This window comes from Streptomyces hainanensis (genome assembly GCF_004348415.1).
Taxonomy (GTDB): Bacteria; Actinomycetota; Actinomycetes; order Streptomycetales; family Streptomycetaceae; genus Streptomyces; species Streptomyces hainanensis.
Genome location: NZ_SMKI01000074.1, coordinates 1 through 21283 on the forward strand (window position 1 = coordinate 1; position 21283 = coordinate 21283).

The window sequence follows — 21283 nt, forward strand, 5'->3', positions numbered from 1 at the left end:
CGAAGGCAACACCATCAGAATCAAGTGGGGCACCACCGGAGACCTCCCCATCTCCGGCAACTGGGACGGCGGCCACGCAGACAACATCGGCATCTACCGCCCCAGCACCAACGAATTCCACCTCCGCGGCGACGAAGGCAACACCATCAGAATCAAGTGGGGCACCACCGGAGACCTCCCCATCTCCGGCAACTGGGACGGCGGCCACGCAGACAACATCGGCATCTACCGCCCCAGCACCAACGAATTCCACCTCCGCATGGACGACGGAAAGCTCGTCAAGATCAAGTGGGGCACCACCGGAGACCTCCCCGTCTCCGCCAACTGGGACGCCCGCGGCTGACCCGTCACCGGGCCCCGCACCGGGTCACATCGACTGACCGCCGTCGTCCGGCGCGCCGCTGAGCCGCGCGCCGGGCGCGGCGGCCAGTCGTTCGGCCGCGGCGACCACCGCGGGCAGTTCCAGCGCGGCGGCGACCCGTTCGAGCCAGTGGGCCTCGGCCGCCAGGTCCAGCGTCTCCCTGACGTGCGGCCGACCGCCGTACTCCGGGGCGTGGCCCGCCAGTTGGGCCGTGACGGCGTACCGCAGCAGCACCGCCTCGACGGCGGGGGCCAGTCCGGCGCCCTCGACCCCGGCCGCCCGTAACGCGGCCTCGGCGGCGGGCGGGTGGCCGGCGCCGAGGTGCCGCTCGACGGCCAGGACGCCGTCGCGGATCTCGATCACGTACCGGTAGAGACGCAACCGGGGGTTGCCGCGGCGCAGTTCGGCCGGGAGCGGCAGGACCATGCCCGGCGCCGCGGTCTGCATCAACCGCCAGAGCGGCGCGATCCGGTCGGCCCGCCGGGCGGTCGTCCGCTTCGCGCGGTAGTCGGTGAGCGCGGGCCAGATGACGGCGAGCGCGAACAGGACCAACGTGAGCGCCAGCAGCATCTGGGTGGTTCCGGTGATCCTGGCCGACGTCGGCAGTGTCCAGTGCGCGTAGTGGGCCGTCACATAGGTGAACCGGTGGCACAGGTAGGCGGTGCCGAGCAGGGTGGCCGCGCGCAGCAGCCACAGGAAGGTTCTGGCCGGGCCCCGGGTGGCGTCCTTGCCGTGCATCCAGGAGATCCTGGCGGCCGCCGCGAGGCCGAGGGCGCCGTACCCGGTCAGCGTCGCCCAGTAGACGAACCCCGCCGCGGAGCTCCTGCCGTAGGTCAGCAGGTCGATGTCGCCCGGTGGGCGTGGCATCACGGTGAAGGCGATGGTCACGACGGTCGAGGCGACGGCCAGCGTCGCCAGGTTGAGCCGCGATATCCGCCCCCGGGTCCGTGCCCGCCCCGTCGCCTCGCGGACGAACTCCACCATGGTGGCCGTGCCGACCAGCCCCAGCAGATGGACCAGCAGGTTGGTGACGCTCTCGACGCCGATGAGCGCGTCGACGACGCGCCGGACCGCCGGCGTCCCGAGCGTCACCGCGACCGCGAAGCACGCCCAGGCCACCGACAACACCCGATTGCGGCGCGACAGGGACCGTCGGCCGCCGCGGCAGTAGAGGGCGAGGCCCCACAGCATCGGCAGCACGACCACCTCATACGGCCTCAATCGGCCCCCTCCACTCGTACGCGTCCGCGAAGCTGCACATCATCAGGGAGAGGTTGTCCGCCGCCCCGCGCGCGACGCCCGCCCGGGTGGTCGGGAGGGCGTCGAAGTGCTGCCACATCAGGGAGGCCAACAGTTCGGCCTCCTGTTCCTGGCCCGTGGTCGTCCGGGTGCGGTCGCGGGCCAGCAGCCGGGCCGCCATCGCCGGGTCGAGGTCGGGGAAGAGCCGGCGCAGGCTCTCGCGGTCCGGTGCTCCGTCCTGCCGGTGGTCGAGCAGCATGTGGGCCAACTCGTGCAGCACGATGTGGGCTTGGTGGACGGGGCTGGTGACGGCCGAGTAGTAGACGTGGTCGGCGCCGCCCAGCGCGAGCCACACCCCGCAGATCCCCGATCCGCCGGCGTCCGTCCTGGGCAGCGGGATCAGCCGCAGCGGCCGCCCGCGCCGCCGGGCCACGGCCTCGGCGAGATTCTCGGTCGTGACCGGCCCCGGGACGGTCAGTTCACGGAGCAGCTCGTCGCAACGTGCCTTGAACCGACGCCACTCGCGGTCCTCCATACGCGCCCCCGTGTCAGCACGGCACCCTGTCCGGGCGGTCGAGCGGTTCCTTCTGCAACCGAGCGGAGTCTAGACGAGCGGTCCCTCGTCATCCCGAGCACCCGCCCGTGGGCCGTCCGGCCCGGCCGCCAACTCCCCGCTGCGTTCGACCAGCGAGCGCACCGTGTCGAGGCCGTGGGCCGACATGGTGGCCACGGTGGCCGCCCGCAGGGCCACCGACCGCACGTCGTTGGCCCGCATCGCCGCGAGCAGCGCGAGCTGTGCGGCGACCCGGTCCGCCACCTCGTCGTCGATGAAGTACGCCTGCGGGACGCCGAAGAAGTCTCCCAGCGCGCGCAGGGTGCCGACGGTGGGGTTCCCGGCCCGGCCCTTGAGCAGGGTCCACAGCCGCCCGACCGAGATCTTGGAGTCCCCGGGCCGCGCGGACTCGCGGATCCCGTCCACCACTTCCTGCAGCGTGTACCGCCGCCCCAACGGCTGCACGTACGCGAAGAGGAACTCGATGCGTTGCCCGAGCCGCTCGCCCTCCGGGTCGGTCGGCCGCTCCTCCGCCACCACCTCCGCCTCGTCCTCGCCGCTCCGCCCGCTCACGTCCATCGCCCCTCCGCCGCCTCGGCCGGACCTCAGTATCGTGCACCCTCCCGTCCTCCGGGCACTTCATATATAGGTTGCCAACAGGTGCCTGGCCTACCTGTCGGCGGGCTAGACTGCCGACCATGAAGTCGGACTCGGTACGCGGACATCTGGACGGCATGCTGCTGGCTGTGCTGGAGGCGGGCCCCCTGCACGGCTACGCGATCATCGCCGCGGTGCAGCGCCGCAGCGGCGGCACGGTGGAGCTGCGCACGGGCACGATCTACCCGGCGCTCAACCGGCTGGAGCGGATCGGCCTGTTGAGCAGCAGCTGGGAGTCGGTGGGCGAGCGGCGGCGGCGCTGCTACCAGCTCACCGACGCCGGGCAGGGCGCGCTGGCCGGCGAGCGGCGCGCGTGGCAGGAGTTCACCACCGCGATCGGCTCCGTCCTCAACCCCTCCCCCGCCACATGACCGCCGCCGCCCGCACCCCGGTCGCCGCCGATCCGCTCGACGCGTACGTCGCCGAGCTGGCCGCCGAGCTCCACGGGCCGGCCAGGGCCAAGGCCCGCCTGCTGGCCGAGATCAGGGACGGCCTCGCGGACACCGTCGCGGCCCACTCCGAGGGCGGGGCGCCGCGGCGCCCGGCGCTCGACGCCGCGCTCCGCGAGTTCGGCACCCCGGGCGAGCTGGCGCCGAGCTGCCAGCGCGAACTCACGGTCGCCCAGGTCAGGCACACGGCCGGGACCGTGGCGCTCACGGCACCGCTGCTGCTCGCGGGCTGGCTGCTGAGCTGGCACGCAGGCGGCGCGGACGGCTGGCTGCCGCGCGCCGCGCAGCTCCTCGCCGGCTGCCTGACCGTCGTCGCGGTCCTCGCCGCCCTGCCGGCCGTCGCCACCCTGGCCGCCACCGGGCCGCTCGCCCGCCGGCTGCCGACGCCCGACCGGCTGCCCGCGCTGGCCGCGTGGACCGGCACCGTCACGGCCCTGGCCATGGGCGCGGCCGGCCTGGCCCTCGCCGTCACCGCCCCGCTCGCCACCGCCTGGCCGCTGCTGGCCCTGGCCGCGGCCGTCACGGTCGCCTCCCACGCCCTGGTCGCCGGCTCCGCCCGCACCTGCCGCCGCTGCGCGCGCCCGCCGGCGGCGGTCGACGCCTGACGCGCGGCCGCCGGAGCGGCCGCGCGCCATGCCGGCGTCAGTCCGTCGCCGCGAGCAGGTTTCCGAGCGCCCGGGTGGCGGCGGCCACCTGTTCCGGCCGGGTCTTCCTGGCCAGTCGCTCCGGGAGTTCGAGGGCGGGCGCGTCCAGATGGCGGCCGGCGGCGCGGGACAGGTCCTCGGCCCCGGCGGCCAGGTCGTGCTTGGTGAGCACGGCCACCGTCTCGCCCCACCGGCGGGGGTCGTCGATCAGGTCGCGGACAGTGGTGATCGGCCGGGCCTCGGCGGCGGGTTCCGGCACCGTCCAGCGGTGGCTGCCGTGGCCGACCTCCACCGGCTCGGCGCCCGGCAGGTGCACGGTCGCGGTGGCGCCGACCGGGACGACGGCCTCCACGGTGAGGGCCCCGTCCTCGCGCCGCCACGCCACGGACGCCTCGCCGTACGGCGTCAGGTGGCGGGCCGAGGCGTGGCTGAACGCCGGGTACGGCAGCGGCCGGACGGTGATCCGCCGGTAGCCGGGGGCGGCGGGCGCCAGCCCGGCGAGGGCGCGGTGCATCCAGTCGGCCACCGCGCCCAGCGCGTAGTGGTTGAAGGAGGTCATCTGGCCCGGGTTGATGGTGCCGTCGGGCAGCATCGAGTCCCAGCGCTCCCAGACGGTGGTGGCGCCCATGGTGACCGGGTAGAGCCAGGAGGGGCAGCCGCGCTCCAGGAGCAGCCGGTAGGCGAGGTCGGGCCGGCCGGTCGAGGTCAGGGCGTCGGTGATCAGCGGGGTGCCGACGAAGCCGGTGGCCACCCGGAACCCGCCGGCCCGCACCAGGTCGGCGAGCCGCCGCCCGGCCGCGGCACGCTGCTCGGGGGTGGGCAGCAGCGCCCACTCGATGGCCAGCGCGTAGACGGTGGGAGCGTCGGAGAGCACCCGGCCGCCCCCGGTGACGTAGTGCCGGGCGAACGCCTCCCGGGTGCGGGCGGCCAGGTCGGCGTAGTGGGCGCCGTCCTCGCCGAGGACGGCGGCGGCCTCGGCGACGAGTTCGGAGGACCTGGCGAGGTGCGCGGTGGCGACGACGTCGTGGTCGGCGCGGGCGGCGAAGGGGTCGTCGGGCGGCGCGGCCGGGTCGAGCCAGTCGCCGAACTGGAAGCCGCCGGCCCAGACGCCGTCCGTGGTCAGCGAGGCGATCCGGTCGACCCAGCCCCGCATGGAGGGGAGTTGCCGGCGCAGCAGGTCGGCGTCGCCGTACCGCTGGTAGAGGACCCAGGGCACCACGCAGGCGGCGTCGCCCCAGGCCGCGGCGGTGGGTTCGGCGTCGCCCAGCACGTCGGGGACGACGAACGGTACGGAGCCGTCGGGGAGTTGGTCGGCGGACAGGTCGGCGAGCCAGGAGGAGAGGAAGCCGGCGCTGTCGAAGAGGAAGCTGGCGGTCGGCGAGAACACCTGGATGTCGCCGGTCCAGCCGAGCCGTTCGTCGCGCTGCGGGCAGTCGGTCGGCACGTCGAGGAAGTTGCCGCGCATGCCCCAGACGACGTTCTCGTGCAGCCGGTTGACCTCGGGGTCCGAGCAGTCGAACCAGCCGGTGCGGCGCAGGTCGGTGCCGACGACCACGGCCTCGGCGTCGAAGTCGTCGAGGCCGGTGACCTCGGCGTAGCGGAAGCCGTGGAAGGTGAGGTCGGGTTCGAGGACCAGTTCGTCGGCCTCGGGCACCAGGTAGTTGTCGGTGGCCTTGGCGGTGCGCAGCGGGCGGACGCCGAGTTCGCCGTGTTCCAGGACCTCGGCGTGCCGGACGGTGACCTCGGCACCGGCGCGGGTGGCGCGGGCCGTCAGCCGGACCCAACCGACGACGTTCTGGCCGAAGTCGACGAGGGTGGCGCCGGACGGCGAGGTCCACACCCGGGTGGCCGGCAGGGTCTCGGTGATCCGGACCGGCGGCCCGTCGGGGGCGACGAGCCGGCCCAGGTCGGCGTCGACGACCTCGACCGTGTCGTCGGGGACCGCCGTGAGCGGCCGCAGGTCGGTGCGCTGGCCGTCGTAGAGGTCGTCGGCGAGGATGCCGCTGGGGCGCGCCGACCACGTCTCGTCGGTGCCGACGACCTCGGTCGAGCCGTCGGCGTGCGTGATCTCCAGCTGGGCCAGCAGCGCGAGCCGGTCGCCGTAGAGGGCGCGGCGGCCGCCCCAGCCGAGGCGGCCGCGGTACCAGCCGTTGCCGAGCAGCACCTCGATCGTGTTGTCGCCCGCCCTGAGCAGGCCGGTGACGTCGTGGGTCTGGTGGCGCAGCCGGTCGTGGTAGGCGGTCCAGCCGGGGGCCAGCACCTCGTCGCCGACGCGGACGCCGTTGAGGTGGGCGACGTAGACGCCGTGGGCGGTGAGCCGGAGGCGGGCGGAGACGACGTCGGGGCGGACGGTGAGGGTGCGGACCAGGACCGGGGCCGGGTCGCCGACCCCGCCGATGGTGGCGGGGCTGACGAACCTGGCCGTCCAGTCCTCGGGGGCGAGCGGCCCGACCTCGGCGGTGGCCGGCTCGCTCCACTCCGACCACCGGTCGCCGGCGGCGACCCGGACCCGGACGGTGGCGCCGGCGCGGGCGGCCAGCGGCTCGAACGGCCAGGCCACGAGGACCTGTTCGGATGTCGTGAGCTGGCGGACCACGGTGCCGTCGAGTTCGAGTTCGCAGGCGGTCTGGGCCCAGTGGGGATCGTCGGTGGTCACCTGCCACGAGAGGCGCGGCGTCGCGGTGCCGATACCGAGCGCGGTGTCCCGGTGCTCGAACCGGACGGGGCTGACAGTGACGAAGGGCATGCGGGTTCTCCCACCTCGGTCGGGGTTGTGGTGCGGTCGTCGGCGGTTGTCGGCGCGGGCGGTCAGCCCTTGATCGCCCCTGAGGTCATGCCGGCCACGATCTGCCGGTTGAAGAAGAGGAACATCACCAGCGGCGGGATCGTGATCAGCAGGATGTCCATGAAGAGGAGGTTGTACTGGGTCTCGAACTGGCTCTGGAAGTTGAACAGGGTCAGCTGGACGGTGGCGTTCTCCTCGCCGGGGAGGAAGTAGAGCGGGTTGACGAAGTCGTTGAAGACGCCGACGGACTGCACGACGATCACCGTGACGGTGACCGGCCGCAGCAGCGGGAGCACCACCCGGAAGAACAGCCGGATCGGTCCCGCGCCGTCGATCACGGCCGACTCGTCGAGCTCGCGTGGCACGGTGGCCAGGAAGGCGCGGAAGAGCAGCACGCAGAAGGACAGGTGGAAGGCGACCTCGACCAGGATCAGGCCGAGCAGCGTCTTGAAGATGCCGAGCCCCTGGAGCACCCAGATGGTGGGGACGACGGCCGGCGGGATGATCAGCCCGGAGAGCACCAACAGGTTGACGGGGCCGGTCAGCCGGCTCCGGCGGCGCTGGAGCACGAAGGCCGCCATCGAGGCGAGGACGACCATCAGGGTCACGCTGGCCACGGTCAGCACCACGCTGTTGATGAACGCGATGACCAGCAGATAGTCACGGGCCTCGATGACCGCGCGCAGGTTCTCGACGATCCGCCACTCGGTGGGCGGCGAGAACTCCAGGAGCGCGGCCTCCTGTTGGCCCTTGGCCGCGGTGAACAGGACGAAGACGAAGGGCAGGACGAACACCACGGTGAAGGCGAGGATCGCCACGCCGCTGAGCCAGGGGTTGGGTCGCCGGGTTCTCACGCCTCCGCCTCCCTGCGGTTCAGGAACCAGAACAGCGGCACGACGATCGCCGAGACCAGCAGGAACAGCACCACGTTGCCGGCCGTCGACAGGCCGTAGAACCCCGCCTGGTACTGCTTGTAGATCACCGAGGCGATGACGTCGGAGGTGAATCCCGGTCCGCCGCCGGTCATCGCCCAGATCAGGTCGAACGACCGCAGGCCGCCGATCAGGGAGAGGATGATCACCGTGACGGTGGCCGGCCTGGCCAGTGGCAGGGTGACGTGCCGGAAGCGCTGGAGGGCGCTCGCGCCGTCCACCTCGGCCGCCTCGTAGTACTCGCGGGGGATGGAGACGACGCCGGCGATGTAGATCACGGTGGCGAGGCCGACGCCCTTCCAGACGTCGACGAACGCGACCGACAGCAGGGCCCAGGACGGGTCGGTCAGCCAGGCGGGGCCGTCCACGCCGACGAGGGACAGCACCTGGTTGATGGCGCCCTCGGAGGGGTGCATCAGCACCGTGAAGGTGATGCCCACGCCGATGGTGGACACCAGCACCGGGAAGAACACCACCGAGCGGAGGAAGCCGCGCCCGATGACGCGCGAGGTCAGCAGCACCGCGAGCAGCAGGCCGAGGACCACCTTGAGGCCGCAGGTGACCACGGCGTAGATCAGGGTGTTGGTCAGGCCCTTGACCAGCGCCGGCTCGCGGAAGAACTGGACGAAGTTGTCGAAGCCGATGAACTCGTACTCGAACAGCGTCCAGCGGGTGAGGCTGAAGAAGAACGCCGCGAGCGTCGGCAGCAGGAAGAGGGCCGTGTAGACGGCGGCCGCCGGCAGGTAGAACCAGTAGGGGTAGCTGCTCCGCATCCGGCGGCCGGTGCCCGGCGGGGCCGGGCGGGACTCCCGTTGCCCGGTGGGCGGGGTCTCGACGGTGGTCGCCATGGGATCACCACCCCTCGAGACCGAGCTGTTGGGCCTGCTTCTCCACGTCCTCGTCGTACAGTTCGGCGCCGGAGACGGCCGTGCGGATGCCGGAGCCGACCTCGACGGTGATCTGTTCGAGCGCCGGGCCCTTGATCGGCGAGAGGAACTCGAGTGCGGGGGACACGGCGCCGGAGTCGAAGTACGACTGGATGTCCGATACGGCGGTGGGCGCGTCGGCCGGCAGCTCGCAGTCCGCCACCAGATAGGGGCCGGAGGGGGTCTGGCCGGTGCTCTGGGAGGCGCAGCCCTCGGGGCTGGCGACGAAGGCCAGGAAGCGCAGGGCGGCCTCCCGCTTCTCCCCCTCGGTGGTGGTGGGGACGTAGACGCCGCCCGGCGTCCACATGGTCAGCCCGTTGCTGGCCTCGTCGTCCCCGGGCAGCGCGAAGAACCCCACGTCCTCGGCGGCATCCGGGACGGCGTCCACCATCGGGGAGATGGCGTTGGTCAGCATCGGGTAGTGCGCCCCCGCCCCCTCGGCGACCATCCGCAGCCCGTCCTCGTAGCTGGCGGAGGCGAAGTCGTCGTTGAGGTAGCCGGCCTCGGCCACCTCCTGGAGGTGCTCGAAGCCCCGGAGGGCGGCCGGCGAGGTGGCGTACTTCGCCCCGTTGTCGGTGTACGACTCGGCGAAGTCCGGCTCGGCGGCGGCGACGTTGTGGAAGTCGCCCAGCACGAACAGCTGCGAGGTCCAGGTGTCGGCGTAGGTCTGGATCACCGGCGTGGTCCCGGCCTCCGCGATCGCGGCGTTGTTGGCCATGAACTCGTCCCAGGTGCGGGGCACCTCGAGGCCGAGCTCGGCGTAGACGGTCCGGTTGTAGAGCACCCCGCCGCCCATGGCGGAGCCGACCGGCGCGCCGTACACGTCGTCGCCGGCGCTGACCGTGGGCAGGAAGGAGTCGTCGACGGCGTCGACCCACTCCTCGCCGGTCACCGGCACCAGGTTCCGGTCCGGGTTGATGGCCTGGAAGAGCGAGCCGGTGTTGTAGAGGAAGACGTCGGTCATCTCGCCGGTCGCCAGTCGCGTCTTGACCACGTTGTCACCGTCGCCGCCGCCGGGCCTGGTCTCCACCTCGATGGCGATGTCGGGGTTGGCGGCGGAGAAGTCCTCCGCCAGTTGCTCGGCCAGCGCGACGTCCTCCGCGCCGTTGGGGACGAGATAGCTGAGGGTGATGCCGTCCCCGTCGCCGCTGGAGCCCAGGGAACCGGGGCTGCACGCGGCCAGGCCGAGCGAGACGGTGGTCAGCGCGACGAGCGCGGTGACGGCGTGGGAGGGGCGCGGCGATATTCCGCGTACGGGGAGCTCCATGTCGTCGTACCTCTCTGGAACGTGGACTGCGTTGGCCGCGATCCGGGCCGGGCGACGGCAGCGCGGGGGCACGCCGCCGATGCCACGGCGATGAGCGGAGAGCTGGTGAGGAGGTGTGGATGCCTGGGGGATTCGGGCGGCGGGGAGAAGGGAGGTCACCACAGGGGCGCGAAGGCGCCACGGGACCCGACCGAGGCGGGCGGCCCGTCGATTGAAACGACTCAATGGGCCGAATGCCTCACAGGCTCGCCCGGGAACACACGCCCGTCAAGCAACACGAAGGTAACGAAGTGGTAAACCGGTGACCATGCGTGGCGCCACTTCAGGCGCGACGGGTGACCGGCGCCCCCCACAGTCCGACCAGCGCGTCGACGAGCCCGGTCGCCACCTCGTCCCAACTCGCCCCGGGCGTGGGCGGGTCGTCGGCGAGCGCACGTTCGTGCTCGGCGCAGGTGAACAGGATCAGCCGGCGCACCATCGCGCCGCGCTCCGCGCGCACCTCGGGCGGCAGCTCCGGCAGGCAGCGGTCGAGGCCGTCGACGATCCGCCGCAGGGTCGGCGAGGCCAGCGCCTCCTCGGTCACGATCCGGTGGAGCGCCGGGTCGGTCGCCACCTGGGCGCGGAACCGCGCGTACCAGGTGGGGCCGGGGAGCGCCGCCAGATGCCCGGTGACGGGCCTGACCAGGCAGGCCACCCAGACCGCCAGGTCGGCGGAGTCGCCCGCGTCGGCCAGCGCCCGGGCCCGGATCCGCTCGATCTCCGCCTGGTGCCTCCGGGCGATGGCCAGCACCAGGTCGGTCTTGGTGCCGAAGTGGTAGCCGACGGCGGTGTTGTTGCCCTGGCCCGCGGCCTCGCCGACCCGGCGGTTGGACACCGCGTACACGCCCTGCTCCGCGAACAGGCGCTCGGCCGCCGCCAGGATCAACTCCCGTGTCGCGTTGGCCCGTTCGCCCCGCGCCGTCTTCACCGTCATGGTCACCACCCGTTCCGTCCCCGGGCGTCGACTCTGCCACAGAGCGACCGAACCGGGTCCGCTAAGGTAAGTCAGTCGACTGAACCAAAATACGACCGAACGGATTCCGGGGGCCACCCATGACCGACGCTCCTGCCCGCGCCGCGGAGACCGGGACACCCGGCGCGCCGCGGCCCCACACCGTGGTGCTGGTCCTGGCGTTCGCCGGGATCGTGGTCGCGCTGATGCAGACCCTGGTGATCCCGCTGATCCCCGAGCTCCCGACGCTGCTCGACGCCTCGCCGTCGGACGCCACCTGGGTGATCACCACGACGCTGCTCGCGGGCGCCGTCGCCACCCCGGTGGTGGGCAGGCTCGGCGACATGTACGGCAAGCGCCGCATGCTGCTGGCCAGCCTGGTGCTGCTGGTGGCCGGCTCGACGGTCGCCGCGCTCAGCGACTCGCTGGTGCCGATGCTGGTGGGCCGCACCCTGCAGGGCCTGGCGGCCGGGGTGATCGCCCTGGGCATCAGCATCATGCGGGACGAACTGCCGGCCGAACGGCTCGGGGCGGCCACGGCGGTGATGAGCGCGTCGCTCGGGGTGGGCGGCGCGCTCGGCCTGCCGGCCGCCGCCTTCCTCGCCGACCGCGCCGACTGGCACGTGCTGTTCTGGAGCTCGGCCGGCTTCGGCGTGCTGGCCTTCGTGCTGGTGCTCCGGCTGGTACCCGAGTCCCGGGTGCGCGGCGGCGGACGGTTCGACGTGGTCGGCGCGGTCGGGCTCTCCACCGCCCTGGTGTGCCTGCTGCTCGCCATCTCCAAGGGCGCCGACTGGGGTTGGAGCGCGGGCACGACCACCGGCCTGTTCGCCGCCGCGGCGGCCGCGCTGATCCTGTGGGGCCGCTGGGAGCTGCGCACCCGACAGCCGCTGGTCGACCTGCGGACCACCGTCCGCCCGCAGGTGCTGCTGACCAACGTCACCTCGGCGGTGTTCGGTTACTCGATGTTCGGCATGTCGCTGGTGCTGCCGCAGCTGCTCCAGCTGCCGGAGGCCACCGGCTACGGACTGGGGCAGTCGATGCTGGCCGTCGGCCTGGTCATGGCGCCCAACGGCCTGGTGATGATGGCGATGGCGCCGGTCTCGGCGCGGATCTCGCGGTCGCGCGGGCCCAAGGTCACCCTGATGGCGGGCGCCGTGGTCGTCGCCGCCGGCTACCTGTTGCAGATGGTGATGATGTCGACCGTGTGGCAGTTGATGCTGGCCTCCAGCGTCATCGGGGCCGGCATCGGCCTGGCCTACGGCGCGATGCCGGCGCTCATCATGGCCGCCGTCCCGGTGTCCGAGACCGCGGCCGCCAACAGCCTCAACACCCTGATGCGGGCGATCGGCACGTCCGTCTCCAGCGCGGTGGCCGGCGTCGTGCTGGCCCAGATGACGACGGCCTTCGGCTCGACCGCCGTCCCCTCGCAGAACGGCTTCCGGGTCGTCATGGCGATCGGCGCCGCGGCCGCCCTGGCCGCCTTCGCCGTGGCGGCCTTCCTCCCCCGCCACCAGCCGCCGCCCGAGCCGGCGGCCGCCGCGGCCGCCGCGGCCGGTGGGCCGCGGGCGGCCGACCGGCCGTCGCTGGCCGCCGAGGGCGGCCGGGACACGGCCTGAGGCCGTGCGGCCGGCGCACGACCGCACGACCGCACGACCGCCGGCCGGGCGTCACACCCTGACGGTATCCAGGACGGCGGCGTGCGGTGTGGTCAGATACGGCTCCCAGAACGCCACGGGACCGGCCGCCGCCGTGTCGGAGAGCCGGTGTTCGCGGTAGCGGGGCGCGGCGAACCCGGCCTCGACCAGCGCCCGGCCCAGCGCCTCGGCGCTCCAGTAGCGGGCGATGATGTCGACGTCGCGGTCGCGGAACCGCAGGCGCACCCGCGCGCCGTCGTGGCGTTCGCCGTCGGTCCACACCCGGAATCCGTACGGCGCGTAGTGGTCGCGGTCCCGGTGGAAGTCCGGGTGGACCGGGAGGGTCAGGAAACGACCGCCCGGGCGCAGCGCGTCGGCGGCCGTGCGGCACAGGCCGAGGAGTTCCTCGTACGTCGTGGCGTACGGCAGGACGTAGACCGCGAGCACCAGGTCGAACGTGCCGTGGAGTTCGGCCGGCAGCTCGCCGGTCAGGTACCGGATGCCGAGGCCCTCCGCGCGCTCCCGCCGGCGGGCGTGGTCGATCATGCCGGTCGACTCGTCGAGCCCCGTCACCCGGTCGGCACCGCTCCCCCGCAACAGCCGGCTGTACGCCCCGCTTCCGCAGCCGAGATCGAGCACGTTCCCGTGAGGTCCCTCCTTCACCAGCCCCAGGACCGTGGGGAACTCCAGGTGTTGCCTGAAGGGCGTAGCCGAGAAGTCCTCGTACAGCGACGCCAGGTCGTCGAACTGACTCATCCGGGCCTCCGGAGGGACGAGAGGGATGGTGCGCGCCTCCCCTCGCCTCTATCAGGCGGGCGGCCGGACGTCCAGCTCGTCGTCGCCGTGCGCGATGAAGTCGTCGACCATGCGCCGGAACAGGCCGGCGAGATGGTGCAGGTCCTCGGGGGACCAGTCGGTGAGCGCCATCCGCATGCCACGGCAGCTCGCCAGCCGCATCCGGTCGACCGTGGCCCGCCCGACGTCCGTCAGCTGGACGCGCTGCGCGCGGCGGTCGGTGGGGTCGGGCACCCGGGTGACGAAGCCGGCCCGCTCCAGGTGCTGGACCTGCCGGGTCACGTGGGACGCCTCGACCGACAGCCGGGCCGCCAGCTCCCCCGGGCGCAGCGACTCGCTCTCGGCGAGCTGGCGCAGCAGCGCGGCGGCGGCCCGGTCGACCGAGATGCCGGCCAGGGCCATCAGGCGCTCGTGCTGCCGGGCCCGGTTGGTCACGTAGGCGATGCGGTTGAGCGCGCTCTCGATCTCCGCCACGTCGGCTTCGACGGCGCGCTCGGCGGGTGGGGGCGGCGAGGACATGGAGCGACTTTACCAGGTATTTGCCTAAGTCAAGCAAGCCGAGACGGGGATCGGGAGGAACTTGCTTGACTCAAGCACTTCGGTATGATTGCCTAAGTTAAGTAATGTGCGGTCCGCCGGGAACGGCACCGGACGTACCCCTCGCCCAGCACAGGAGAAGCTCCCTCATGCCCCACACCGCCACCCTGGTCGAGCGGAACAGGTCCCCCGAACCCGCGGTGCCCCGCCCCGGCCTGACGCTGCTCGCCCTCGGCACCGCGGGGCTCGTCGTCTCGCTCCAGCAGACCCTGGTCCTGCCGCTGCTCCCCCAGCTGATGCGGACGTTCGACACCTCGGTGTCCTCGGTCGCCTGGGTGTTCACCGCCACGCTGCTGGCCGGCGCGGTCGCCACCCCGCTGCTCTCCCGCTTCGGCGACATGTACGGCAAGAAGAAGATGATCACGCTGACGATGGCGCTGCTCGTCGTCGGCTCCGTGGTCTGCGCACTCTCCGACTCCCTCGGGGTGCTCATCGCCGGCCGGGCGCTCCAGGGCGCGGCCGCCGCCGTGATCCCGCTGGCCATCGGCATCATCCGCGACACGCTCCCCCGCGAGAAGGTCACCGCCGGCATCGGCATCGTCAGCGCCACCATGGGCATCGGCGGCGCGCTCGGCATGCTGGTCACCGGCGTCATCGCCGACAACACCGACACCCACCACCCGGTGTTCTGGATCTCGGCCGCGATGGCCGTCGTCGGCCTCGGCTTCGTCGCGACGTGCACCACCGACTCGGGCCGCCGCGCCGGCGGCCGTCCCGACCTGCTCGGCGCGGGCCTGCTCGCCGGCCTCCTGGTCAGCCTGCTGCTGGGCATCAGCCAGGGCAACGCCTGGGGCTGGACCGACGGCCGGACCCTCGGCCTGTTCGCCGCGGCGGTCGTGCTGGGTACGGCGTGGGTGCGGGTCGAGCGGACCGTGCGCGAGCCGCTGGTACGGCTGCCGCTGCTGGTCGGGCCGAGGTCGCTCTCCGCCAACCTGGCCTCGCTGCTGCTGGGCTTCGCGATGTTCGCGTCGTTCACCCTGGTGTCCAACTTCATCCAGACCCCGGAGGAGGTCGGCTACGGCCTGTCCGGGTCGGTGCTGGACGTCGGCCTCTACATGCTGCCGAGCACCGTCACCATGCTGCTCTTCTCGGCCCTGGCCGGCCGCTTCGAGGCCAAGCTCGGCGCCGCCAGGACACTTTCCATCGGCTCGGCGATCGCCGCCCTCGCCTACGTCTGGCTGGCGGTGAGCCACGACAGCGCCGCCGACATCATGGTCTTCAGCGGCGTCCAGGGCGTGGGCATCGGCATCGCCTACGCGGCGCTCGGCACGCTGGCCGTCCAGCACGTCCCGATGGACCAGAGCGGCATCGCCAGCGGCGTCAACACCCTCGTGCGGACCGCCGGCGGCAGCATCGCCAGCGCCGCGACGTCGGCGATCCTCGTGGCGCAGGTCATCGGGAACACCGGCGTGCCGACGGTGGACGCCTACGTGACCTGCTTCCTCATCGCCGGCGTCGCCGCCGGAGTCACGGCCCTGCTGGCCGCGGCGCACTCCATGCGGTACCGCGCCGGCTGACGGCGGCGGCCCCGAACCGGGGCGGCGTCGAGCGGGCCGCCCCCAGCGCGCCGACCCCGTGGGGACGGGGTTCGGCGCGGCTCCCGGACCCGAATGCACCCGGGTCCGGGAGCCCTCCCTTTCCGCCACCCGGGCTGTGCGCCGTGCCCGGTGGTTCAGTCGGTGACGAGGTCGTCGGGGGCGGAGCGGGCGAGGTCGGCCAGGGTGGTCAGGGCCTGGACGAGGACGTCGGACCCTGGTGAGGCGAGCCCCAGCCGGATCGCGTCGGGGGCGTCGCCCGGGCCGACGGTGAACGAGGCGGCGGGCGCCAGCGCGATGCCGTGCCGCGCCGCGGCGGCGACGAAGGTGTCGGCGCGCCACGGGCGGGGCAGTCGCCACCAGCAGTGGTACGAGCAGGGGTCGCCCCGCACCGCGAACCCGGCGAGGAGCCGGGCCGCCAGCTCCTGTCGCGCGGCGGCCTGCCGCTGCTTGGCCTGGACGATGGCCGTGACGACCCCGTCCCGCTGCCAACGGTGGGCGGCCTCCAGGGCGAAGCGGGCGGGGGTCCAGCCGCCGGCGCGGAGCGCCGAGGAGATGTCCGTGGTCATCGTGCTCGGCGCGACCACGAACCCGAGGGTCAGGCCGGGCGCGATCCGCTTGGACAGGCTGTCGACGAGCACGGTGTGCTCGGGTGCCAGCGCGGCGAGCGGCGGCAGTTCGTCGTGGAGGAAGGCCCAGACGGCGTCCTCGATCGCGGGGACGCCGATGCGCGGCAGCACCTCGGCCAGCCGTGCCAGCCGCTCCCCGGACATCGTGAGGGAGAGCGGGTTGTGCAGGGTCGGCTGCACGTAGACCGCGTGGAGCGGGGTGTCGCGGTGTGCCTCGGCGACGGCCTCGGGGACGAGTCCCTGGCCGTCCACGGCGAGCGGGACGAGGGTGATGCCGAGCCGGGTGGCGATCGTCTTGATCACCGGGTACGTCAGCTCCTCGACCCCGAGCCGACCGCCCGGCGGCACCAGGGCGGTGACGGCGGCCGCGACGGCCTGCCGGCCGTTCCCGGCGAACAGCACCCGGTGCGGGGAGGGGCGCCAGCCGCCGCGGGCGAGGAGGTCGGCGGCGGCCTCGCGGATGGCCGGAGCCCCCGCCATGCCCACCGGCCGCAGGGCGTGGCCGAGGACGTCCGGCCTGACGAGCCGGGCGAGGCCCTCGGCGAGCAGGGGGGCCTGCTCGGGCACCACCGGGTAGTTGAGCTCGAGATCGATCCGGTTGCCGGCCGGTTCGGCGAGCGCGACGGGCGGCCCCGACTCGGCGCGGACGAAGGTGCCGCGGCCCACCTCGCCGACCGTCAGGCCCCGGCGGGCCAGTTCGCGATAGACGCGGGCGGCGGTGGAGTTGGCGATGCCGTGCTGCCGGGCGAAGTCGCGCTGCGGGGGCAGCCGGTCGCCTGACCGGAGGGTGCCGGTCCTGATCTGCTCGGCCACCGCGTCCGCGACGCTCTGGTAGTCCTTCACCGCGCTCCCCGTCGTTCGCTCCCGCGGGCCGGGAAACCGTGAGGGCATCCCATCACAGAATTGCACTGAGGGCAATGCTCCTCACATTGCCCCGCATCACCTCAGGACATATGGTCGGCTCAATGTTCCGGTTCGATCCCCTGCGGCGGGCCGAGGGCAGGTGTCGGACGCGCCACCACGGGGCGCCTGACCGCCAGAGAGGAGTCCGACGGCAGTGAGCGCGACCGCGCGATCCCGATTCCCGCTCGGCACGGAATCCCCACCGCCACCCGACTGTGATCGCTGCGGGTTCTCGTCGGGCCCGAGCGACGGCCCCGCGATGGCCGCCCTGCTGCGCGAGTGCGCGGAGGGCTGGCGGCGGCTGCTGTGCGACCGGGGGCTCGACGGCCGACGCGTCGGCACACCCCTGTGGTCGCCGCTCGAACACGGCTGCCATGTCCGGGACATGTGTCTCCTGTTCCACTCCGGGCTCGATGCGATGCTCGGCGGGAACCGAATTGCACCGAGCGAGCGCTCCGAGGCGGGTGCCGATCCGGAGGCGCACGGCCCTCGGGTCCTCCGGCGGTACCGGGAGGAGGAGCCTCGGCAGGTGGCGGCCGAGCTGGGACGCGCCGCCGACGCCCTCGCCGACCGGCTCGCCTCGCTCACCGACGACGACTGGCGCCACCGAGCCCCGGGCCCGGCGGACTCCCGGCTCACGGTCGACTTCTTCGCCCGCCACCTGCTCCACGACATCGCCCACGGCCTCGCCGAGATACGGCGCGGCGACCGCTCCACCGCGCCCCGGGCCCGGCGGAAGCGGTCATGACCGCACGACGCACCAGATGAATGAGGCTTTTCATGGTTGAACTCAGCGGGATCCTCGGCGTGACGGCGGTGGCCCTCGGCATGGTCCTGACCCCCGGACCGAACATGATCTATCTCGTCTCCCGCAGCATCACGCAGGGCCGGCGTGCCGGGGTGATCTCCCTGGGCGGGGTGGCCTTGGGGTTCCTGGTCTACCTGCTGACGACGAACCTGGGGCTCTCCGTGGTCTTCGTCGCCGTCCCCGAGCTGTACGTCGCGGTCAAGCTGGCCGGCGCCGCCTACCTGGCCTACCTCGCCTGGAACGCGCTCAGGCCGGGCGGCGCCTCCGTCTTCGCGCCGCAGGACGTTCCGCACGACTCACCGCGCAGGTTGTTCACGATGGGCCTGATGACGAACCTGCTCAACCCGAAGATCGCCATCATGTACCTCTCGCTCATCCCGCAGTTCATCGACCTGGACCGGGGCCACGTGCTGCTGCAGGGGCTCCTGCTCGGCTCGGTCCAGATCGTGGTGGCCGTCACCGTGAACCTCGCCATCGTCCTGGCGGCGGGCGGCATCGCCGTCTTCCTCGCCCGCCGGCCGTCCTGGCTGAAGGTGCAGCGCTACGTGATGGGCACCGTCCTCGGGGCCCTCGCCGTGTCCCTGGCAGTCGACACCTCCGGCCCGGCGAGGGCGGGTTGATCCGACAGGATCGACGGGCACAGCGCCTGGTGCTGTGCCTGGGACGGTCAACCGTGGTCGGAAGGCGGCTCGCGGGACCAGCGCACGCGTAACGGCTGGTATTACTGGGGCATGGAGGAAGAGACGGCACGCTCCGCGATCGACACGTTCATCTCCGCGTTCAACGCCTCGGACGACAGCTATGTGACCGACCTGCTCTCCCAGGCCCTGACCTCAGATGTGGTCTTCTGGGGGCCGTTGGGCCGCAGCGAAGGAATCGCGGCGGTCGAGCGGTTCGTGCTGGACATCCGGCGCCACCCGGCGGGGACCGGCACGATGGTGCGCCGCTCAGCGGTGGACATGCCTGACGAGTGGGCCCGCTACCAGTGGGTCTTCACCACGCCGGAAGGAGGCCCCGGCCTTGCGGGAACGGACGTCGTCCATCTGCGGCGGAGCCTCATCGACCAGATCATCGTCTTCGCGGGGGAGATCCAGCCGTCCGCCTCCTGAGTCGGTCGAACGGACGGCACCACGCATCCGACCGTCACCACCACCAACCCGGCGAAGCTGCGCGGTCAGAGCACTAGGCGGTCGGGGGCGGGCAGCGCGGCCCGCTCGGACTCGGCGAGCAGAACGCAGAACTCGTTGCCCTCCGGGTCGGCCAGCACGACCCAGCCCCAGCCGTCGGGCTTGCGGCGATCGGCGACCAGCGTGGCGCCGAGCGTCGTCAACCGCGACACCTCGACCTCCCGCGAGGTGTCGGGGCGCAGGCACAGGTGGAGCCGGTTCTTCTCGGTCTTGGGCTCCGGCACCTGGTTGAAGTACAACACCGGGCCACCCGGCAGCATGACCTGCGTCTCCTCGTCACCGGGTTGGTTCTCGGGATCCAGCGGCGCCCGCGTCACCTCGCTCCAGAACCGCGCCAGCTCGTAGGCGTTCCGGCAGTCGATCGCCACGTTCACCAGGGTGGAAGTCATGCGCGCGATCCTGTCCCAGCGGCGTCGCGGCACGCAACCGGGATCCCGCCGCGGCGCGGCGGCCTGTTCGGCGGGCAGGGACGATGGAGAACGTGGCGGCGGCCGGGCGCGCGGAGGACCCCGGGCCGCTCGGCGGGCGTTTGGAACGGGTGCGGCACATCGACCACGCGGTCGAGCCCGTCGGCCAGGAACCCGGTCCCACCCGGAGCTGGCCCGCGCCCGCGTCGCCGCCGCCGATCGCCTGCTGGACGTCGACACCGGCGGTGGTGAGCTGCTGGCCTCGCTCGGGCCGCTGCCCCGGCACAGCTGGGCGACGGAGGGCTGGCCGCCGAACGTCGCCGTGGCCCGTGAGCGGCTCGAGCCGCTCGGGGTCACGGTCCTGCCGACCCCCGGCTCGGAGGCGCTGCCGCTGCCGGACGCGTCGGTCGACGTCGTGCTGAACCGCCACGGGCGGCTGGCCGCCCGGGAGGTCGCGCGGGTGCTGCGCCCCGGCGGCGTGCTGCTGACCCAGCAGGTGGGCAGCGACGACCGCGCCGAGCTCAACGCGGCGCTCGGGGCGCCGCCCGCGCGTCCTCCGGGCAGTTGGGACCTCGGGACGGCCGGTGCGGCCCTGTCGGCGCGGTGGTCCACCAGCTGCGCATGGTGGCCTGGCAGATCCCCGACTTCGACCCGGGGCGCTACGACGTCGCCCTGCGCCGCCTCCATCGGCGGATCCGCGCGGAGGGGCGCTTCGCCGTGCGCGCGCACCGCTTTCTGATCATCGGCCGCCGCCCGGAAGCCGGTAGACGGAGACATGGGAGCGCGACTCGGCCGTGAACTCGGCTCCCCGCCAGTCGGCGTGGCGCGACTCCAGCTCGAAGCCGGCCAGTTGGGCCATGAGGTCGAGTTCGGCCGGCCAGATGTAGCGGTGCGGGCTGCGGAACAGCCGTGCCCGCCCGGTGTCGTCGAAGTCGAAGTGGTGGGAGACGACGTGCTGGCGCAGCACGTCGTAGGTGTCGAGGCCGATGTAGCCCGGCTTCGCCTCGCAGACCAGGGCCGGCTGGCCGGGCGGCAGCTTCCGCAGCTCGGGGACCCACAGCTCGATGACGAACCGCCCGCCCGGTGCGAGGTGGCGGGCCGCGTTGCGGAAGCAGGCGACCTGCTCGGCCTGGTCGAGGAGATTGGAGATGGTGTTGAAGACGAGGTAGACGAGCCGGTAGGAGCCCGGCGCGCTGGCGGTCGCCATGTCGCCGCGGACCACCGGGATCGTGGCGTCGTCCGCCTTCGTGCGCAGCTGGTCGAGCATCGGCCGCGACAACTCGATGCCGGTGACCGGCACTCCGCGCTCCGCGAGGGGGATGGCCACCCGGCCGGTACCGATGGCGAACTCCAGCGCCCGTCCCCCGTCGGCCAGTTCGGCGAGGCGGTCCACCACCGGTCCCAACACGTCGGGCGCGAACATGCCGGTGCCTGGCGTGTCGTAGCGCTGGGCGGCCTCGACGTCCCAGATCTCATCCTGTCGCATGCCGCCGACGATTCCCGAAGCCGGTCGCGGAGTCGAGGGAATATCGGCGGGTCAACGGCCGCGCTCCAGCCAACGGCGGGCGTCGGCGAGGCGGGTCGCGTTCTCGGCCCGGTCGGCGACGCCGGTGGTGTCCCCGTGGTGGAGCCGGCCCGCGTAGTAGACGGCGTTGACGGCGTGGCGGAAGTCGAGCAGGGCGGGCAGGGCCCGGGTCACCTCGGAGGGCGGCAGGGCGCCCTGGGCGAGGTAGCCCTCGACGAGCGGGGCGGCGTCGTCGGGCGTGCCGAGATCCATGACGGCGGTGGCCAGGTCGTAGAGCCGGGCGCCTCGGCCGGCGGCGCCCCAGTCGATGAGGCCGCAGCGGCCGGTGGCGGGGTCGATGCGGAAGTGTTCCAGCGCGGGGTCGCCGTGGATCGGGCCCCAGCCGAGGGTTTCGGGTCGGAGGCGGCGCAGCCGGGCCGCGACGGCGCCGAGCGCGGGGTGGAGCCACGGGTGAGCGCT

Annotated in this window: 23 protein-coding genes; 9 read left to right on the forward strand and 14 right to left on the reverse strand. The window is 73.1% G+C overall.

Annotated elements, in window-relative coordinates; all coding sequences use genetic code 11:
* Window positions 1-343, forward strand: a 343-nt coding sequence (locus E1283_RS37125) for a hypothetical protein (RefSeq protein WP_207930348.1), incomplete at its 5' end; no start/stop codon positions are given.
* A gap of 24 nt (window positions 344-367) precedes the next feature.
* Here E1283_RS37125 and E1283_RS09480 read toward each other — a convergent pair.
* From E1283_RS09480 to E1283_RS09490, 3 genes are all read right to left on the reverse strand, one after another.
* On the reverse strand, window positions 368-1582 hold the full coding sequence (locus tag E1283_RS09480; protein WP_132817490.1) for an MAB_1171c family putative transporter: 1215 nt from the start codon (window positions 1580-1582) through the stop codon (window positions 368-370).
* Window positions 1569-2135 (reverse strand): hypothetical protein, encoded by a 567-nt coding sequence (locus E1283_RS09485; RefSeq protein WP_132817491.1) that lies wholly within the window; start codon window positions 2133-2135, stop codon window positions 1569-1571. The genes E1283_RS09480 and E1283_RS09485 overlap by 14 nt, the downstream gene beginning before the upstream one ends.
* A gap of 69 nt (window positions 2136-2204) precedes the next feature.
* Window positions 2205-2732, reverse strand: coding sequence for a hypothetical protein (locus tag E1283_RS09490; protein ID WP_243744718.1), 528 nt, complete (start codon window positions 2730-2732; stop codon window positions 2205-2207).
* A gap of 119 nt (window positions 2733-2851) precedes the next feature.
* Between E1283_RS09490 and E1283_RS09495 the strand changes: the two genes are divergently transcribed.
* Both E1283_RS09495 and E1283_RS09500 read left to right on the forward strand, forming a co-directional pair.
* The gene (locus E1283_RS09495) at window positions 2852-3181 is read left to right on the forward strand and encodes a PadR family transcriptional regulator (protein ID WP_132817492.1); all 330 of its coding nucleotides are present in this window, start codon (window positions 2852-2854) and stop codon (window positions 3179-3181) included.
* On the forward strand, window positions 3178-3864 hold the full coding sequence (locus E1283_RS09500; protein ID WP_132817493.1) for a permease prefix domain 1-containing protein: 687 nt from the start codon (window positions 3178-3180) through the stop codon (window positions 3862-3864). The genes E1283_RS09495 and E1283_RS09500 overlap by 4 nt, the downstream gene beginning before the upstream one ends.
* A gap of 37 nt (window positions 3865-3901) precedes the next feature.
* Here the strand turns inward: E1283_RS09500 and E1283_RS09505 are convergent, their stop codons facing one another.
* The 5 genes from E1283_RS09505 to E1283_RS09525 all read right to left on the reverse strand — a co-directional run bounded on the left by E1283_RS09505 (window position 3902) and on the right by E1283_RS09525 (window position 10786).
* Entirely contained in the window at window positions 3902-6649 is a 2748-nt protein-coding gene (locus tag E1283_RS09505; RefSeq protein ID WP_132817494.1) for an alpha-L-rhamnosidase, read from the reverse strand.
* A gap of 62 nt (window positions 6650-6711) precedes the next feature.
* Complete coding sequence (locus tag E1283_RS09510) at window positions 6712-7542, reverse strand: carbohydrate ABC transporter permease (RefSeq protein ID WP_132817495.1); 831 nt, start codon at window positions 7540-7542, stop codon at window positions 6712-6714.
* Window positions 7539-8468: a carbohydrate ABC transporter permease gene (locus E1283_RS09515; RefSeq protein ID WP_132817496.1), complete on the reverse strand. Its 930-nt coding sequence runs from the start codon at window positions 8466-8468 to the stop codon at window positions 7539-7541. Before E1283_RS09515 ends, E1283_RS09510 begins: the two co-directional genes overlap by 4 nt.
* 4 nt (window positions 8469-8472) lie before the next feature.
* The gene (locus E1283_RS09520) at window positions 8473-9813 is read right to left on the reverse strand and encodes an ABC transporter substrate-binding protein (RefSeq protein ID WP_132817497.1); all 1341 of its coding nucleotides are present in this window, start codon (window positions 9811-9813) and stop codon (window positions 8473-8475) included.
* 322 nt (window positions 9814-10135) lie between these two features.
* The gene (locus E1283_RS09525; protein WP_132817498.1) at window positions 10136-10786 is read right to left on the reverse strand and encodes a TetR/AcrR family transcriptional regulator; all 651 of its coding nucleotides are present in this window, start codon (window positions 10784-10786) and stop codon (window positions 10136-10138) included.
* 119 nt (window positions 10787-10905) lie between these two features.
* On the opposite strand from E1283_RS09525, the gene E1283_RS09530 reads away from it, so the two are divergent.
* Window positions 10906-12420, forward strand: a complete 1515-nt coding sequence (locus tag E1283_RS09530; protein ID WP_132817499.1) for an MFS transporter — start codon at window positions 10906-10908, stop codon at window positions 12418-12420.
* Window positions 12421-12471: 51 nt separating this feature from the next.
* On the opposite strand, the gene E1283_RS09535 is transcribed toward E1283_RS09530, so the two are convergent.
* Complete coding sequence (locus E1283_RS09535; protein WP_132817500.1) at window positions 12472-13194, reverse strand: class I SAM-dependent methyltransferase; 723 nt, start codon at window positions 13192-13194, stop codon at window positions 12472-12474.
* A 51-nt stretch (window positions 13195-13245) separates the two neighbouring features.
* Window positions 13246-13752 (reverse strand): MarR family winged helix-turn-helix transcriptional regulator, encoded by a 507-nt coding sequence (locus tag E1283_RS09540; RefSeq protein ID WP_132817501.1) that lies wholly within the window; start codon window positions 13750-13752, stop codon window positions 13246-13248.
* A gap of 167 nt (window positions 13753-13919) precedes the next feature.
* On the opposite strand from E1283_RS09540, the gene E1283_RS09545 reads away from it, so the two are divergent.
* Window positions 13920-15347, forward strand: coding sequence for an MFS transporter (locus tag E1283_RS09545; protein ID WP_132817502.1), 1428 nt, complete (start codon window positions 13920-13922; stop codon window positions 15345-15347).
* A gap of 155 nt (window positions 15348-15502) precedes the next feature.
* Here the strand turns inward: E1283_RS09545 and E1283_RS09550 are convergent, their stop codons facing one another.
* Window positions 15503-16837: an aminotransferase-like domain-containing protein gene (locus E1283_RS09550; RefSeq protein ID WP_132817503.1), complete on the reverse strand. Its 1335-nt coding sequence runs from the start codon at window positions 16835-16837 to the stop codon at window positions 15503-15505.
* 319 nt (window positions 16838-17156) lie between these two features.
* Here E1283_RS09550 and E1283_RS09555 point away from each other — a divergent pair, with 319 nt between their 5' ends.
* The 3 genes from E1283_RS09555 to E1283_RS09565 all read left to right on the forward strand — a co-directional run bounded on the left by E1283_RS09555 (window position 17157) and on the right by E1283_RS09565 (window position 18814).
* Window positions 17157-17645: a DinB family protein gene (locus E1283_RS09555; protein WP_132817504.1), complete on the forward strand. Its 489-nt coding sequence runs from the start codon at window positions 17157-17159 to the stop codon at window positions 17643-17645.
* 32 nt (window positions 17646-17677) lie between these two features.
* A complete protein-coding gene (locus tag E1283_RS09560) occupies window positions 17678-18325 on the forward strand; it encodes a LysE family translocator (RefSeq protein ID WP_132817505.1) in 648 nt (215 codons plus the stop codon).
* A 111-nt stretch (window positions 18326-18436) separates the two neighbouring features.
* Window positions 18437-18814, forward strand: coding sequence for a nuclear transport factor 2 family protein (locus tag E1283_RS09565; protein ID WP_132817506.1), 378 nt, complete (start codon window positions 18437-18439; stop codon window positions 18812-18814).
* 65 nt (window positions 18815-18879) lie between these two features.
* Here the strand turns inward: E1283_RS09565 and E1283_RS09570 are convergent, their stop codons facing one another.
* The gene (locus tag E1283_RS09570; RefSeq protein ID WP_132817507.1) at window positions 18880-19281 is read right to left on the reverse strand and encodes a VOC family protein; all 402 of its coding nucleotides are present in this window, start codon (window positions 19279-19281) and stop codon (window positions 18880-18882) included.
* On the opposite strand from E1283_RS09570, the gene E1283_RS09575 reads away from it, so the two are divergent.
* Window positions 19280-20038 carry a class I SAM-dependent methyltransferase gene (locus E1283_RS09575; RefSeq protein WP_132817508.1) on the forward strand — a complete coding sequence of 253 codons (759 nt, stop codon included), beginning with the start codon at window positions 19280-19282 and terminating at the stop codon, window positions 20036-20038. The genes E1283_RS09570 and E1283_RS09575 overlap by 2 nt on opposite strands.
* On the opposite strand, the gene E1283_RS09580 is transcribed toward E1283_RS09575, so the two are convergent.
* The gene (locus E1283_RS09580; RefSeq protein WP_132817509.1) at window positions 20039-20785 is read right to left on the reverse strand and encodes a class I SAM-dependent methyltransferase; all 747 of its coding nucleotides are present in this window, start codon (window positions 20783-20785) and stop codon (window positions 20039-20041) included. It abuts the gene before it with no gap.
* 51 nt (window positions 20786-20836) lie between these two features.
* On the reverse strand, window positions 20837-21283 hold a 447-nt coding region (locus E1283_RS09585; RefSeq protein ID WP_165956062.1), incomplete at its 5' end, for a phosphotransferase.